Annotated in this window: 13 protein-coding genes; 6 read left to right on the forward strand and 7 right to left on the reverse strand. The window is 72.3% G+C overall.

Features of this window, described 5'->3' with window-relative positions; genetic code table 11:
- Nucleotides 1-69: 69 nt before the first annotated feature.
- From ACH4E8_RS21345 to ACH4E8_RS21355, 3 genes are all read right to left on the reverse strand, one after another.
- Nucleotides 70-1,365: an ROK family protein gene (locus ACH4E8_RS21345; protein WP_398450441.1), complete on the reverse strand. Its 1,296-nt coding sequence runs from the start codon at nucleotides 1,363-1,365 to the stop codon at nucleotides 70-72.
- A 5-nt stretch (nucleotides 1,366-1,370) separates the two neighbouring features.
- Nucleotides 1,371-1,901 (reverse strand): toxin-antitoxin system, toxin component, encoded by a 531-nt coding sequence (locus tag ACH4E8_RS21350; RefSeq protein ID WP_398450790.1) that lies wholly within the window; start codon nucleotides 1,899-1,901, stop codon nucleotides 1,371-1,373.
- A gap of 125 nt (nucleotides 1,902-2,026) precedes the next feature.
- Nucleotides 2,027-2,683 carry a helix-turn-helix domain-containing protein gene (locus tag ACH4E8_RS21355; RefSeq protein ID WP_398450443.1) on the reverse strand — a complete coding sequence of 219 codons (657 nt, stop codon included), beginning with the start codon at nucleotides 2,681-2,683 and terminating at the stop codon, nucleotides 2,027-2,029.
- Nucleotides 2,684-3,022: 339 nt separating this feature from the next.
- On the opposite strand from ACH4E8_RS21355, the gene ACH4E8_RS21360 reads away from it, so the two are divergent.
- Entirely contained in the window at nucleotides 3,023-3,982 is a 960-nt protein-coding gene (locus tag ACH4E8_RS21360; protein ID WP_398450445.1) for a transcriptional regulator, read from the forward strand.
- A 576-nt stretch (nucleotides 3,983-4,558) separates the two neighbouring features.
- Here ACH4E8_RS21360 and ACH4E8_RS21365 read toward each other — a convergent pair.
- From ACH4E8_RS21365 to ACH4E8_RS21375, 3 genes are all read right to left on the reverse strand, one after another.
- Nucleotides 4,559-4,852 (reverse strand): hypothetical protein, encoded by a 294-nt coding sequence (locus tag ACH4E8_RS21365; protein WP_398450447.1) that lies wholly within the window; start codon nucleotides 4,850-4,852, stop codon nucleotides 4,559-4,561.
- Between the two features lie 93 nt (nucleotides 4,853-4,945).
- Entirely contained in the window at nucleotides 4,946-5,299 is a 354-nt protein-coding gene (locus tag ACH4E8_RS21370; protein ID WP_398450792.1) for a hypothetical protein, read from the reverse strand.
- Between the two features lie 164 nt (nucleotides 5,300-5,463).
- The gene (locus ACH4E8_RS21375) at nucleotides 5,464-5,955 is read right to left on the reverse strand and encodes an ATP-binding protein (RefSeq protein WP_398450449.1); all 492 of its coding nucleotides are present in this window, start codon (nucleotides 5,953-5,955) and stop codon (nucleotides 5,464-5,466) included.
- 126 nt (nucleotides 5,956-6,081) lie between these two features.
- Between ACH4E8_RS21375 and ACH4E8_RS21380 the strand changes: the two genes are divergently transcribed.
- The 3 genes from ACH4E8_RS21380 to ACH4E8_RS21390 all read left to right on the forward strand — a co-directional run bounded on the left by ACH4E8_RS21380 (nucleotide 6,082) and on the right by ACH4E8_RS21390 (nucleotide 10,125).
- Nucleotides 6,082-6,942, forward strand: a complete 861-nt coding sequence (locus ACH4E8_RS21380; protein ID WP_361532997.1) for a helix-turn-helix transcriptional regulator — start codon at nucleotides 6,082-6,084, stop codon at nucleotides 6,940-6,942.
- On the forward strand, nucleotides 6,943-7,179 hold the full coding sequence (locus ACH4E8_RS21385) for a DUF397 domain-containing protein (protein WP_361533000.1): 237 nt from the start codon (nucleotides 6,943-6,945) through the stop codon (nucleotides 7,177-7,179).
- Nucleotides 7,180-7,773: 594 nt separating this feature from the next.
- Nucleotides 7,774-10,125 (forward strand): NACHT domain-containing protein, encoded by a 2,352-nt coding sequence (locus ACH4E8_RS21390; protein ID WP_398450451.1) that lies wholly within the window; start codon nucleotides 7,774-7,776, stop codon nucleotides 10,123-10,125.
- 54 nt (nucleotides 10,126-10,179) lie between these two features.
- Here ACH4E8_RS21390 and ACH4E8_RS21395 read toward each other — a convergent pair whose 3' ends face one another.
- Nucleotides 10,180-10,815 carry a short chain dehydrogenase gene (locus ACH4E8_RS21395; RefSeq protein ID WP_398450453.1) on the reverse strand — a complete coding sequence of 212 codons (636 nt, stop codon included), beginning with the start codon at nucleotides 10,813-10,815 and terminating at the stop codon, nucleotides 10,180-10,182.
- Between the two features lie 271 nt (nucleotides 10,816-11,086).
- Between ACH4E8_RS21395 and ACH4E8_RS21400 the strand changes: the two genes are divergently transcribed.
- Nucleotides 11,087-11,749 carry an isochorismatase family protein gene (locus ACH4E8_RS21400; protein WP_398450455.1) on the forward strand — a complete coding sequence of 221 codons (663 nt, stop codon included), beginning with the start codon at nucleotides 11,087-11,089 and terminating at the stop codon, nucleotides 11,747-11,749.
- Nucleotides 11,750-11,838: 89 nt separating this feature from the next.
- On the forward strand, nucleotides 11,839-15,132 hold the full coding sequence (locus ACH4E8_RS21405) for an NACHT domain-containing protein (RefSeq protein WP_398450457.1): 3,294 nt from the start codon (nucleotides 11,839-11,841) through the stop codon (nucleotides 15,130-15,132).
- The last annotated feature ends 26 nt before the right edge of the window (nucleotides 15,133-15,158 follow it).

Raw genomic sequence — 15,158 nt, forward strand, 5'->3', positions numbered from 1 at the left:
GACTGTCCGGACACGACCCGCGCCCGTGAAGGGCATCGGCATCGCCCGGAGGGCATGAGGGGGGCGGGCTCAGCCGGCCGTGCGGCCGCTGACGGTGAGCGGGTCGGTCAGGACGTCCTGGACGACGAAGGCCGCGGCACCGCGCGCGGCGTCCGCCGCTGGGGAGGAGGCCCGCAGCCGGGCCGCGCCCGGCGGCCACAGCCCCGACACCACCCGCGAGCCCAACTCCCGTGCCGCGGGCGGCGCGAGCCAGGGCACCAGCGGACGGTAGATCCCGCCGAGGACGACGGCGTCGGGGTCGAAGAGGTTCACCGCCCCGGACAGCACCCGGCCGAGCATCACCCCCGCCCGCGCCAGCGCGGTCAGCGCCCGCTCGTCCCCGGCCCGGGCGCGGTGGACCAGCTCGGCGACGGCGCTCGCCCCGTCGGACTCGTCGAGGCCCGCCGCGCGCAACAGCGCGGACTGGCCGGCGTACTGCTCAAGGCAGCCACGCGAGCCGCACCGGCACTCGGGGCCGTCGGGGGAGACGACTGCGTGGCCTATCTCCCCGGCGAAGCCGTGCGCACCCCGCAGCAGCTCGCCACCGATCACCAGGGCCCCGCCGACGCCTATCTCCCCGGTGAGATAGAGGAACGTACGGGCTTCGCCCAGCCCGCCGAACCACAGCTCGGCAAGGGCGGCGAGGTTGGCCTCGTTCTCGGAACGCACCGGCAGCGCGGGCGACTTGGTGCGGTGGCCGGCGAGCGCGTCGGCGAACAGGTCCTCGGCGGGCACCCGGCTCCAACCCAGGTTGGGGGCGGCCCGGACGGTGCCCGCGGACACCAGGCCCGGCAGGGCGAGCGCGGCCCCCACCGGGTGCAGGTCCTGCTCGTCGGCGGAGACGAGGGCCCGGGTCGCGATCCGCGCGGCGCGGGCGAGCACCCGGGACGGCGCGGCCCCCCGGTTGTCGAGGTGCTCCACCAGCCGGACCCGGTCGGTGCCCGCGAGGTCGACGACGCAGACGCAGACGTAATCGACGTTGATCTCCACGCCGAGGCCGGCGACGCCGGTGCGGGCGACCTTGAGGACCGTGCCGGGGCGCCCGGCCTGGCCGCTGAAGCTCTTCCCGGACTCGGACAGGAAGCCGCTCTCCAGGAGCTGTTCGACGAGGGAGGAGACGGCGGCCCGGGTCAGACCCACCTGGGCCGACACCCCCGCCCTGGTGATCTCGCCGGCGTCGCGGACCGCCCGCAGCACCAGGCTGAGGTTGTGGCGGCGCACCGTGTCCCGACCGGCTTTCGACTCCAGGGGCGCCCGGCCCCCGGTCCCGGCGACGGGCGGTGCGGCGACGCGGCCCGTCCGCGCCGTGCGCGTGGCTCTGTGCATCCAGGTCAGCCCTGGGGCCCGCGGTATCCCAAGGACGCCTCGATGCGTCCGGCGAGACCGTCGCGACAGCGCGGCCCGCGCGCGGAGGAACCCGCCAGCCAGGAGCGGCACTTGCTGCCCAGCAGCAGGCCGAAGGTCTCCGCCTCGTTCTCCTCCGACTGGTCGAAGCGGGTCCTGGCGGCAACCTTGAGGACGGTGTCCTGGAGGTCGGCCTCGTCGCTCAGCAGCCGGGCGGCGACGGCGGCGCCCTCGATGTGGTGGCTACAGTGACCGGCCTTCATGTGCCACAACTCGTGGCCGAGAATCACCAGTTGATGATCGGGTGCGGTGCGCTCCTCGATGACGACGAGGTCCTGGTCGGTCATGTCGAGCCAGAGCCCGCTCGCGGTGCCCGGCGGGAAGACGGCCGTGCGGTAGCGCACCGGTCGGCCGCGGTGCCTGCTCATGCCGCTGCACAGGGCCGTGTAGAGATCGGCGGGGTCCGCGGGCGCGGGCAGGTCGATGCCCGCGACCAACTCACCGCAGAGCCGACGCATCTCCTTGCCAATGCTCACCGTTCTCCTCTCCCCGTCAGCTTCCCGCGGCCGTCGACCGTGTCCGGAAATCCTGTCGCGGACAGGGGCTCATTCTGAAGTCAGGTTTCCGTCGGGTTGGCGCTGTCCTAATCCTGGGAATCGGCCGATTCTTTCGGCTCGGTCGGCTTGACGCTCTCCAGGAGCATGTCGAGCCATTCGGTCACCTTGTCGCGGTGCTTGTCGGTGGGGAGTTGTGCGGCGCGCCAGGCGATGCCGCGCACGCCGTGGTCCTGGAGCAGCCGCTCCAGCGGGTCGCCCTCCCCGGCGTAGTCCTGGAGCAGCCGCTGCTCGGTGCGTTGGAGCGCGCCGTGCAGGGCGTCCGTGTCGTCGGCGGTGAGGAACCCGGCGTGCACGCCGAAGAACCGCTGGATCGCGTCGCAGTGCTCCATGGTGGGCCGGCGGTCGCCGTTGATCAGGGCGCCGGCCTGCTGCCGGGACATCGCGGCGCCGTCGGCGATCTCCTGCTGGGTGTAGCGGCGGCCGTTCCCCTTCAGCCGTGTGCGGCGCAGCAGGTCGAGACGTTGCAGGAAGCGCGCCTGGAGGTCGGGCTCGCCGGCGGGGCGCCCTTCGAGCAGCGCGGCGACCACCGGGGCGGGCACGCCTGACGCCTCGGAGAGCTGCTCCACGCCGAAGACCTCGTCGCGACTCAGGCCGAGTCGGTCCGCGAGTTCGGCGACGCGGGCCACGGACGCCGTCAGAGTGTCTGCGGCTGCCGGGCCCGGAACCGAGAAGCCGTCTGTCACCAGTAGGTCTCCTAGATCACGCGAGAGGGCTCCGCACACAGTTGGCTCCGGGGAGATTAACCGGTTCGCGCTGCTGGGGCCATGTTTTGCCACAGCTGTGGCGGGATATCGGCGAACGCTGGCGCGGAATGCCACGATAGTTGACATGTGCTTGAGAAGAGGCGCAGGATCACCAAGGGCGGAGTAAAGATCGAATGACGCCGCCGCGGCAGGACTTCGGGAAGGGTGGCGTTCTCGATGACACATGAGGCGGAGATCAACCGTCCTGGTGTCCACGGGCGCAGGGGGTGCGCGGGTACAGGCCGCGGCACCCTCAGGACGAGGAGGTTCGCCGACCTTGTGCGGGGTCGGCGGGAAGAGCTCGGGCTGTCCCCGGACGACATGGCGGCCCGTTTGGAGATCAGCGCCGGCACCTACGACGTGTGGGAGAGCACCCCCGCCCACGAGTGGACCGAGGACAGACTCGCCGCGCTCGTCAAGGCGTTGGAGATGACGGACCAGCAGGGCGGCTGGCTCTTCAGGCTCGCGGTCGACCGCGAGATGCCGCCGTCCCCCGTCTCCCCGGCGTCCACGACGGTTCCGCTCGGCCCCGCCCGTCCCTCCGGGCCCGCGTTCCCCTACCGCACCCCGGTCGGGCCGCTGTTCCCCTTCCCGCCCGTGGCCGCGCCGTCCGACTCGATCGACGACGCCCCCTCCCTGGACGCCGCCGCGCGCGCGTACTTGAGCGACTACGCCACGATGATGGACGCGGTGCCCCTGCCGTCGGTGCTCTTCGACCGGCGCTGGGACGTCGCCCATGTGAACCCGGCGTTCCAGGCGCTGTTCCGGGGCATCGGCCCCCACCCCACCGCCATGCCGGACCAGAACTTCCTGAGGTTCGTGCTCTTCCACCCGGAGGCGGGCTCGGTTCTCGGCGACCGGGAGACGAGTTGGTGCCTGCCGTTGCTGGCCCAACTCGAATCCGCCCTTGAGCGTTGGGCGGACGACGGCGAGCTCCAGGCCATCCGCAAGGACATCGAGAACGACCCGATCATGGACGCCGCCTACCGCTTCGGACTGCCGCACTGGGTCCGGGCGACCGGTGCGGCGGCCGTCCACCACGACGGCGCGGTCCGGACCGTGTACCACCCCGACCCGGGGTGGGGCCACGCCGAGTGCCGCATCGTGGACGAGACCCCGGGGACGCTCCAGGACGACGGGTACACCCGCATGACGTTGGTGCTCCGCGAGCCCCGGCGCGCCGGCACTCCCGACGACCGTCGCGGCAAGTCCCACCTGCGGGCCGTCTCCGGCACCTGAGGTGGGAGCGGACGTTCCACCCGGCTCGGCCCTTGTCATGATCGGGCCGAGCCAGGAACATGACTGCATGCCACAACGGACTCCTGAAGCCCCCTTGAAGCAACGGACGACTCGGGTGCGGCGTCGGCCGCCGTCGTCCGGCGCGTGACGACGGTCGCGGGCGGACGCACGCCGCCCTCGTCGTGGACGTCACTCAGCACACCGTGAACCTCTCGTGAGACGACGCGTCCTTCGACGTACGGCCGCTGAACCGTACGGCCCCGTGCTGCCCCTGTGCTTCCCCGTGTCTCCGTGGTGAACCCGTGTCCCTGTGCTTCCCGGTGTCCCCGTGGTGAACCCGTGTCCCTGTGCTTCCCGGTGTCCCCGTGGTGAACCCGTTTCCCCGCCAGTCGAGTTGTTCCTGTCCTTCATCCGCCGACCACGTGCCGGCGGACCCGTTGAAAGACGCGCCGCATGGTTCCGTACCGACGAGGTCCAGGCCCCCGCCTTCCCCGAGCCGGGGCCTGGACCTCTCCCCCTTCCCCCATTCCCCCGTGGACCGTGGTTCCCCGTGGTACCACGGCCGTTCGTGGCCGCTCAGCGCAGCGACGCCACGGCCCACTCGGCGGCGAGCACCAGGGCGACCCCGGCGCCGAGCACCGCGGTGGCCACGCGCGTACGCCCCGCCTTGCTGAGCACCAGCGCGCTGCCCGAGAGGATCAGCGCGAAGCCGTAGAAGCCCATCGTCAGTACCGAGTGCGTGCTGCCGAGCCGGAGGGCGAGGACCGCACCCACCGCGATCATGATCGTCGCGGAGAGGGCTATCCGGACCCGGCGGGCCTGGCGTGGTGTGAGCCCCTGCCGTTCAGGGGCGGAGTTGGCTTCCGACATGCACAAAAGCCTATCCGCCCCGGCCTCGGCCGGGTGCTCGGACGGCAGATCGACGGCCGCGACGGACTTGCCGGCTCCGACGGTCATCGCGGCCTAGGCCCGGCCGCCGACGCCGACCCGCCACAGCGGTGCGGTGCCGGTGAGTTGACAGGCCATCAGATAGAGCGGGATGGGCGGTGTGTAGGGGCTGTCGTCGTCGGGCCAGTGGACGAGGCGCGGTCGGTCGGCCGGTACGTGCGCTCCCTCGGCGTAGTGGGCGGGCAGCGGCCAGGTCAGCTCCTGGTCGGAGCCGGCGGGGACGATCCACCACCACCAGTCGGCGTCGGCGAACACGCAGCCGTTGCGCGGCAGCCGCGCCAGCAGCCGGAAGCCGTGGCGGGCGGGCACGCCCACCGCGTCGCAGCCGAGGGTGGGCACGATCGTCGCCGGCAGGACGAGCCGGACCAGGGGGGCGACGTCCCCCGTGCCGGCGGTGAGCCCGGTGGTCACCGGGGTGCGGTGCCCCCGGGGGGTACGCGATGTGCGCCCCGCACGGGGCGGGGCGGGGCGGGCGGGTGCGGCGTGCGGCAGTCCGTACGGACCGCAGGTGCGCAGGAAGGTCGCGAGGTGCCTCAGCACGGCCGCTCCGCGGGCCGGGGAAAGGTGACTCCGTACGGCACGTGCAGATGGGCGAGGTCCGCCCAGACGGTGCGGCCGGTGCCGTGCTGGGAGGCGTGCGCGCCCCACGCGGCGGACACCGTCTCCACCAGCAGCAGCCCGCGGCCTCTCTCCTCGGCGGCCCTGGAATGGCAAACGTGCGGGCCGGTGGGCGCACAGCCCTGGTCCCGCACGCTGATCCGCAGGTGCTTCACGTCGTTCAACAACTCACAGGAGATGAGATGGCTCCCGCTGTGCACGACCGCGTTCGTCACCAGCTCGGACATCACGAGCATCGCGGTGTCGTGGACGTCGCCGGCTATGCCCCAACAGTCGAGCCGGTCCCGGGTGAGCTTGCGTGCACGTGACACGTACTCGACGCGCGCCGGGAGCTCGAAGCCGTACCGGTGGTGGTCGGCCTCCGAGCACGGGTCCAGGAGTGGGGCATGGCGCGTGTCGTGGTTCACACGACCACTGTCGCCCTGCAATCGACATTTTGGCAAGGGCCACTGTGAATTTTTCAGAGTGGGCATATTCAGCGACACTGGGTGCGTGGCAGACTGCTTGCACCAGCACGTGGGGAGGTCTTCGAAGTGAGTGAACCGCGGTCCGCCCCCACGGTGGGGCAGGTCGTCCTCGGTAAGCGCCTGCAGGATCTGCGGGAACGCGCCGGACTCAAGCGTGAGGAGGCCGCGAAGGTCCTCCGCGTCGCCGCGGGCACCATTCGCCGCATGGAGACCGCCGAGGTCGCGCTGAAGATCCCGTACGTCCAGTTGCTCCTGGACGCCTACGGGATCAGCGAGGAGGAGGCGCGCGGCTTCATCGAGCTGGCGGAGGAGGCGAACAAGCCGGGCTGGTGGCAGCGGTTCCACGACGTCCTGCCGGGCTGGTTCAGCATGTACGTCAGCCTGGAGGGTGCCGCGAGCCTGATCAGGGCGTACGAGCCGCACTTCGTGCCCGGTCTGCTGCAGACCGAGGACTACGCGCGGGCGATCATGCTCAGCGGAGCCGTCGGCCAGACCGATCCCGAGGACATCGAGCGCCACGTGGCGCTGCGGATGGAGCGGCAGTCCCTGCTGTTGCAACCCGATGCCCCCCGACTGTGGGTGATCATGGACGAGACGGTGTTCCGCAGACCCGTCGGCGGGCCCGGAGTCATGCGGGCCCAGGTCGACCGGCTGCTCGAAGGCGCCGAGCTGCCCCATGTCACGCTGCAGATCGCGGAGTTCGCGTCCGGACACCACCCCGGCACCTACGGGCCGTTCGTGCTGTTCCGGTTCGCCGTCCCCGAACTCCCGGACATGGTCTACAGCGAGTACCTCAGCGGCGCGGTCTACCTCGACGCACGTCCGGAGGTGGCCTCCCACCTGGAGGTCCTGGACCGCATGGCGGCTCAGGCCGCGACTGCACAACGCACGAAGGAGATCCTCAACGATCTCCGCAAGGAGCTGTAAATGGACCACATATACAACGGCATGCCGGCCCACGAGCTGGGCGACGTGGGCTGGCACAAGCCGTGGAGCGGCGGGAACGGCGGCAACTGCTTCGAGACGATGAAGCTGGCCGACGGCCGGGTCGCCGTGCGGCAGTCCGCCGACCCCGACGGTCCCGCGCTGATCTACACCCCGGGGGAGATCGCCGCGTTCATCCAGGGGGCCAAGTCGGGCAAGGCCGACTTCCTGCTGACCTGAGACCGTTCGCGGACTCACCTACGAGCTACGAGTCGCAGGGTTGTGATTTCCATCGACGCATCCACCGGTACCCGCACCACCACCAGCAACATCGACGGACCGTTATCCGACGGGTCCGAAGGACACTTATCGTGTCCGTCCTCCCTCTTCCGGGGGAGAGCGCTCTTGGAGCGCAGCGTGAAGAAACGGCGTGCGGGACAGCAACCCGCACGCCGTTCGTCGTTTCCACCGCGCTGACCTGCTACGTAGTGCAGGCGCCGCCATGCGCCGGGCCGGCGTGCACTCGCCCCGGCGTCAGCTCGTCGGTGCCGCTGACGGTGCCGTAAGCGTGGCGCCGTGTCCCCCGTCCCGGTGAACGGGGCCCCGTACGGCTGCGGCGCATCGCCTCCGACGAGGACGATCGGCGGCCGTGGCAGGGCGCCTGCGGAGCGCCGTTAGGACGCCGACCGGCGTGAGACGCACGGGCGCGGACCCGGACGTGGACGTGCACGCAGACACAGGTGCACATGCAGCCGCAGACGTGGACGTCCCGGACGGGCACCGGACGCCGTCGAGGACCGAGCGGACGCTCAATGCGGGCGAGGAGTGGGCAACATGCGATGGCGGTGGGTACTGACGTGGCTGGTGTGCGCCGTGGTGACCATCGGCCTGGTCGCCCTGTGGGCCAGGGCGGTCCCCGAGGACGCCGCGAGCGCCAGCTCGGTGGTGGCGGCCGTGGTCGGCCTGTTCGGCGTGATGGCGATGTGGGCCTGGCGGCGCAACCCCCGGCACGGCGCCGCCTCCACCCCCGTCCAGGTCACCGACGCGGCCCGGATCCTGGCCCGGCTGGTGCGCCGGCAGTGGCGGAACGAGGCGGCGCTGCGCCAACTCTTCGACCCCGCGCCGCTTCCCGTGGTGTGGGAGGACTGCCCCCTGCGGCGCGTCACCGACCACCGACAGCTCATCGGCGACCCGGTCACCTGCCGGGCCGACCAGGCGGACGAGCTGGCGGCCACCTTCCGCGGGCTGCCGCGTCGACGGCTGGTCGTCCTGGGCCCGGCGGGGTCGGGCAAGACGACCTTCGCCGTACTGCTGACCCTCGCCCTGCTGCGGGACCGGGAAGCGGACGAACCCGTACCGGTGCTGCTCTCCCTCGCCTCCTTCGACCCGAGCCACGAAACCGTCGAGACCTGGCTGCGGCGCCGGATCCTCGCCGACTACCCGCAGGTGGCGGACGCCGACACCTTCGGCCCCAGCGCGGTCGCCGACCTGCTCGCCGACGGCCTGGTCCTGCCGGTGCTCGACGCCCTCGACGAATGCCCCGAAACCGGTCGCGCCGCGGTCCTGCGGGCACTCAACGACACGCTCGACCCGCACACCCCGCTGGTGTTGACCTGCCGCACCGACGACTACGCGGCGGCCGTCGCCGACGCCGACGTCCTGGCCGGTGCCGCGGTCGTCAGCCCCGCGCCGGTACGTCCCGACGACGCCATCGCCCTGCTGCGCCTGGCCACCCCGCCCGGCCCGCGGCAAGAACCCTGGGACGCGCTCGTCGAGCACCTGGCGCGGGAACCGGAGGGTGCGGCCGCCAAGGCGCTGGCGAGCCCCTTGACGGTGGCGTTGGCCAGGGCCGTGTACGCGGACGCGCCGGGCGATCCGGCGGAGCTGGGCGACCCCCGCCGCTTCCCCACCGCGGAGGCCGTCGAGCACCATTTGCTCGACGCCCTCGTCCCCACCCTCTTCGCCCGCGCCCACCGCACGGGTCCCGCCGGCTGGCACCGCTGGGACCCGCACCGCGCCCGGCGCTACCTCACCTTCCTCGCCCGCGGCATGGAAGCCCGCGGCACGTACGAGTTGGCCTGGTGGCAGCTCTACCACTGGGTGCCGGCGCTGGCCCGCCCCTGGCGGCGCGCCGCGGTCTGGGGCGGCGTCACGGCCGTCGCCATGCCGCTGTGGCTGGGGAGCTTCTACGTGCTGCTGCTCACGGCGGCCGACGCGCACTGGGCGCCCGCCGAGGCCCTCATGTGGCTGCCCACCACGGTGGTCAGCGTCGTGTGCATGCAGTGCGTCGCCTCCTGGATCGCGGAACGACCCAGTGGAGCGATCCCGCCGACCACCGCGCTCGTGCTCATCGGCCTGGGCGGCGGCCTGGCGGCCAGCTCCCCGTTCTTCTTCGTGGAACTCAGCCGGGGAAGCGGAGTGTGGAACGCGCTGGGCACCGCCGCCACCTTCGCCGGGCTGTACGGATTCCCCGCGCTGATGGCCCTGCTCAGCTCGGGTCTGCCACAGCCCCCCGGACAGCCGCAGCGCGGCGCCCTGGCCCTGCGGCACTGGCGCCAGCGCCTGCCCGCGGCGGCGGTGACGGTCCTGGCCGTCACCCTGTTCGGGGGCGTCACCCTCGCCGCACTCGCCGGCGGGTCCTTCTTCGAGTCGGACTCCGTCACGGCGTGGGTGCACGGGATGGCGTTCGGCGCGGGCACGGGGGCGGCCCAGGCCGTCCTCGGCTGGGTCCGCAGCACCACGTCACCCGGCGAGTTCACCACCCCGAAGACCTCGCTCAGGGCCGATCGCCTGATCGCGGTCGTCAACGGCGTCACCGGGGTGGTCCTCACGGGCGTCCCCATCGTCGCCCTCAACTCCGGTACGGGTGTCCAGCCTTACCTCATCTGGCAGCTGTTGATTGGGGTCGCGGCGCTCGGGCTCACCGGGGGAGCGTTGACGCTGTCGGCGTACGCCTGGCCGTACTACTGCGCGGCGCGGACCGTCTTCGCGGTGCGCGGGCGGCTTCCGTGGCGGTTGCAGACGTTCCTCGCCGATGCGCACCGGCTGGGAGTGCTGCGCCAGGTGGGGCCGGTGTACCAGTTCCGGCACGCCCGGTTGCAGCACCGGCTGGCCGGGGTGCGGGTGCCGGCGGCGCGCACGGCGCCCGGGCGGGCCGATGCGCCGGCGGGCGGGCGGGTGCCGTGAAGCGCAGTGCGACGAAGGCTTCAACGGGGCTCGGCGGGGCTCTGCCGCGACGGGTCAGGTGAGCTGCCAGCCCGTGGCCGTCCACGAGCCGCGGCGCCCGGTCTCCCGGCCCGTCACCAACTCTACGTATCCCTCGGCGACTTCGGAGGCGGGCGTCCCCTCGGCGACGTCCACCTCCAACTCCGCGCGCACCTCGGGGCCGAGCGCCACCAGGGTCTCCCGCACCCAGCCGGGGCTGACGGCGTTGAGCCGGACTCCGCGCGGCAACTCCAGGGCGGCGTGGCGGACGAAGGCGTCCAGCCCCGCATTGGTGAGCGCGCCGAAGGACGCGCCGGTCGTGACCTGGGGGATGGCGCCGGAGGTCAGGGTGATCGATCCGCCGTCGCGGACGGATCCCACGGCTCGGCGCACCAGCCGCACCTGGCCCAGCAGCTTGCCTTGGAGGCCGGTGAACAGCTCGTCCTCCGTCGAGCCCAGCAGCGGGACCAGCGCGCCGCTGCCGGCGGTGACGATCACCGCGTCCACCGGGCCGACCGCCGCGAACAGGGCGTCGACGGAGTCCGGTTGCTCCAGGTCCACCCGTAGCGGTCCGCGGCGCGAGGCCCTCACGACCTCGTGGCCCACGCCTTCCAGGGCGGTGACGACGGCACCGCCGATGATGCCGGTCGAACCGATGACGACTGCCTTCACGATGACTCCCGAGAGTGGGTGCGGTCCGCGCTGAGCCGGGCGGATCCATGTCGACAGCCTGGGCGGTCGGCGGGCGGGGCGTCCAATACCCGTGCTGATAACCCGAGGGCATGGATGTCGCTGCGCATGTGCTGCGGTGCTGGTCAGCGCGGTTCGGCACGGTTCGGCGGCAGGGGTGAGCGGAGTTATCCACAGGCCCGCGGGCGTTGGCGCGAGAGCGCGTACGGTGGTGATCAACGGCGTTGTCGATCGTTGAGGCGGGGCGGTGCACATGGTGGAGACCGAAGCACAAGAGGGCGGTTTCGTACGGGACGGGGTGTGGCACTCCGTTCCGTACAAGGAGGCCCCGAGCGTGCCGGCGCAGGCGCTGATCGTGGTCGACGCGCAGACGGCGTTCTTGTCGGGCCCGGAGGCCGTGCCCGACGCCGATCGGGTCGTCGATCGGCTCGGCGTGCTCCTGGAGCGGGCCCGGGGGGCCGGTGCGGTCGTCGTGCATCTGCGCAATGACGGTGAGACCGGTGCCGTGGACGAGCGGGGGAAGCCGGGCTGGGAGCTGTACCTGCCGGTGCGGGAGTCTGCGCGGGAGGTCGTGGTCCGCAAGGTGAGCGACGACGGCTTCGAGGGAACGGCGCTGGGCGAGCTGTTGGACGGGCACGGGGTGCGTGCGGTCGTCATCGCGGGCGTGCTCTCCGAGATGTGCGTGAGCGCGACGGCGTTCGGAGCGGTGGAGCACGGGCTGCACGTCATAGTGCCGCACGACGCGCACGCGACGTACGGCCTGGACGACATCCCGCCGTCCGTCGTATCGCGGGTCGCGGAGCACGCGCTTGGTTCGGATCCGGAGTTCGTGGCGACGGCGGAGGCGGTGACCTTCGAGGCGGCCGCGCCACCGGCACCCGGGCATCCCGGTGGCCGCGGCCACGCCCGCCCCTGACCCGGAGAGTCGACTTGTCGTCCACGTTCGGCGGGCCTGTGGTACACCGGACCCCGACGACAAGTCGACCGGGAATCACGGGGGTTCGGTTGCGAGGGCGACGACAGATCAGTTACCGCGACGCGGTCGCGATCCTGACGGGGGACAGCGCGGCGCTCGTCGCCGCCGACCGGGCGCTCGGGGGCGTCCTGTCCGTGGCGACGGCCGGCGTCAGCGACGCCGTGCTGAACATGCTCGACGCCCGGGGGCGGGTGCTGCGGCTGGGCCGCGACCTCACCGCGAACCTGCGCGGGTCCCTCGGCGACGCGGACCGCGTGACCCGTACGGACCGGATCCACGCCGCCCACTCCGTCTTGGTGATCACGGCCTGGTTCGAGGCGTTGGGGGAGGTGGAGATGCCGTTTCGACTGGAGGAGCTGGAGCTGACGGGGCGGGACCAGGCGGCGATCGCGAGCGGGGCGGCGCCGGGCGCGGACCTGTTCGAGGCGCTGGTCGAGCTACGGGTGGACCCGCCCGCGCCGCACCGCCCGTTCGAGAACCACGTGAGCACGGTCCGCGCCAACTACCTGGCGTTCCAAGAGCACTTCGTGCGCTTCGTCAGCGGCCTCGCCGTCTACGACCGGCTCGACCCGGAGAGCCGCGACGACGTGCTCCTCGCGTCCGCCCGCTGGATCGCCGGCTTCGCCTGCGAGCGCTACCAGCAGCTGTACGGCGAACTCGCCGTGGAGGTGCCGGAATTCGGATTCTGGGCCGGGCAAGTCGACCACCAGGCCACCCGCACCCTCGTCCGCCGCTCGCTCAGCGGCGTCGAGACCGCCCTCGCCGGGCTCAGCGCCGTCCGGCCGCACCGGCACGCCGCCGCGTCCCTCACCACCGGCTACCGCGCCGCCCTCACCAAGCCGATCCTCTCCGAGGGGCACGCCCCGGCCGGGGCGTGCCTGCCCACGCTGGAGGAGGGGTACGTCGATCCCGACTTCCGGCTGCGGGCCGTGACCGGTTCGTCGCGCGGACCCGCCGACGAGGAGTTCTGGTCCGAGGTCGAGCCGCGGTCCGACCTCATCGAGTGCCTGTCCGGCCTGCTCACCGCGCCCGCCACGACCCGCGCCCCGCTGATGGTGCTCGGCCAGCCGGGCGCCGGCAAGTCCGTGCTGACCAGGATCCTCGCCGCCCGGCTGCCGTCCGCCGGCTATCTGCCGGTACGGATCCTGCTCCGCGAGGTCCCCTCCGACCTGGACGTGCAGGACCAGATCGAGTGGGCCGTGCGCGCCGCGACCGGCGAACGCGTCTCCTGGCCCGAACTGGTCCGCGCGGCCGGCGACTCCGTGCCCGTGCTCCTCTTCGACGGCTACGACGAACTCCTCCAGGCCACCGGCATCAGCCAGTCCGACTTCCTCCTGCGGGTGGCCCGCTTCCAGGAACGCGAGGCCGACCAGGGCCGCCCGGTGTACGCGATCGTCACCAGCCGCACCGCGGTCGCCGACCGGCCGCGCTACCCGGAGGGGGCCGTAGCCCTACGCCTGGAGCCCTTCAGCGCCGAGCAGGTCACCCGTTGGCTGGAGCTGTGGAACCGGCTGAACAGCTCGTACCTCGCCGGCCGTGGGCTGACTCCGCTGCCGGCCTCGATCGCCCTGCGCCACGGAGAACTCGCCTCCCAGCCCCTGCTGTTGCTGATGCTCGCGCTCTACGACGGCACCGCCAACGCCCTCCAGCGGGAGTCGGTCGGCGACACCCCCTTCGACGCGTCCCACCTCTACGAAGAGCTGCTGACCTCCTTCGCGTCCAGGGAAGTCGCCAAGTCGGGCGACGACCTGACCGGGCACCGGCTCGCCGAGCGCGCCGAACAGGAACTCCAGCGGCTGTCCCTGATCTCCTTCGGCATGCTCAACCGCCGCCGCCAGTGGATCAGCTCACAGGAGGCCGAGGACGACCTCACCGCACTGCTCGGCCGCGCGGAGCCGGTCAGTGACGGTCGCCGGGCACCGCTGGGCCAAGGGGACATCGCGCTGGGCCGGTTCTTCTTCGTCCAGCGCTCCCAGGCGCTGCGGGACGTCCAGCGGCTCGCGACGTACGAGTTCCTGCATGCCACCTTCGGCGAGTACCTGATCGCCCGGCTGTCCGTACAGCTCCTGGAAGGGCTGCTCGCCCAGCGGCCGGCGCTCGCGGTGGGGCGTGCGCGGATCAACGACGACCTGCCCTACGTCCTGCTCTCGTACGCCACCCTCGCCTCCCGGCAGATACTCCGCTTCGCGACCGCCCGCATCGAACTCCTGCCCGGGCAGGAGCGGGAACGCCTCGTCGAGCTGCTGCTGACCGTGCTGGCCGACCACCGCAACCGAACCGAACACGCCTACGCCGACTACCGGCCCGAGGTCCGGGCGACCTCCTCCCGACACGGCCTGTACTCGGCGAACGTCGTCCTGCTCGCCGTCCTCGTCTCCCCGGAGCCGCTGCGGGCCAGCCGGCTCTTCCCCGGCGCCGACAAGCCCGCCGCGCTCTGGCACCGGCGCGCGATGCTGTGGCGCTCGGCGTTCCGCGAGTCGGAGTGGACGGAGTTCGCCATCGCGCTGGACCTGCGGCAGTGCTGGACGGGTAACCAACAGGACCTCAGCGTCACGGCGGCGGCACGGACGACGGGCGAGCCGGAGCCGGTGGACGCCCACTGGCTGTACGGGCGACGACTGGACGACGAGGACGCGGTGGTGAGCTGGACGCGCTCGCGGCCGGACGAGGTCCACCACAAGATGGTGGTCTCGGGCGGCACCAACGACCTGCTCGTGCTGCACGCGCTGGACCCCTTCTTCGCCGTGCTGCCGGGCGCCGTCACGGCCGTGACGAGTTCGTCCGTGGGCCCGTCCACCTCCGCGGCCCGCGCGCTGACGGCCCTCTGGCTGACGAGCGGCCTTGACGCGGCACCCGACGAACTCGCCCGCAGGTACTACGACTGCGCCACGGTCATGACGTGGGGCTCCAGCATCGACGAGGACACCAAGTTCGAGATGCGCCGGTTGGTACTGCGGCAACTCGTCCTCGACGCCCGTCGGCTGCCGGTCGACGTGGTCCTGTACGTCATCTCGGCCCGGACGGGCGTTCGGGACGGCGAAGAACACCTGGACCACATCGCCACCGTGCTGCTCAGTTTGCTGACCGAGTCCCAACCGAATGGCCTGTGGGATGAGGCCCAGGCGTACCTGGAAATGCTGGGGGCCGAATCTCCCCAACGCCTCGTCGCGCTGTGCGCCCTGCCCCACAGCCCAGCCGCCCGCCCACTCCTGCGCGATGTGGTCGAAGACATGCTCGACGGCGCCATCGACGACGGACGCCCCGGCATCCCGCCGGAGGTTCGGGCCCGCGCCCGTGCCTTCGTCGCCGGCCACCCCTCCTGACGGCCACCCCTCCTGACGGCCACCCC

The sequence above is a fragment of the Streptomyces sp. NPDC017979 genome (genome assembly GCF_044328175.1).
Taxonomy (GTDB): domain Bacteria; phylum Actinomycetota; class Actinomycetes; order Streptomycetales; family Streptomycetaceae; genus Streptomyces.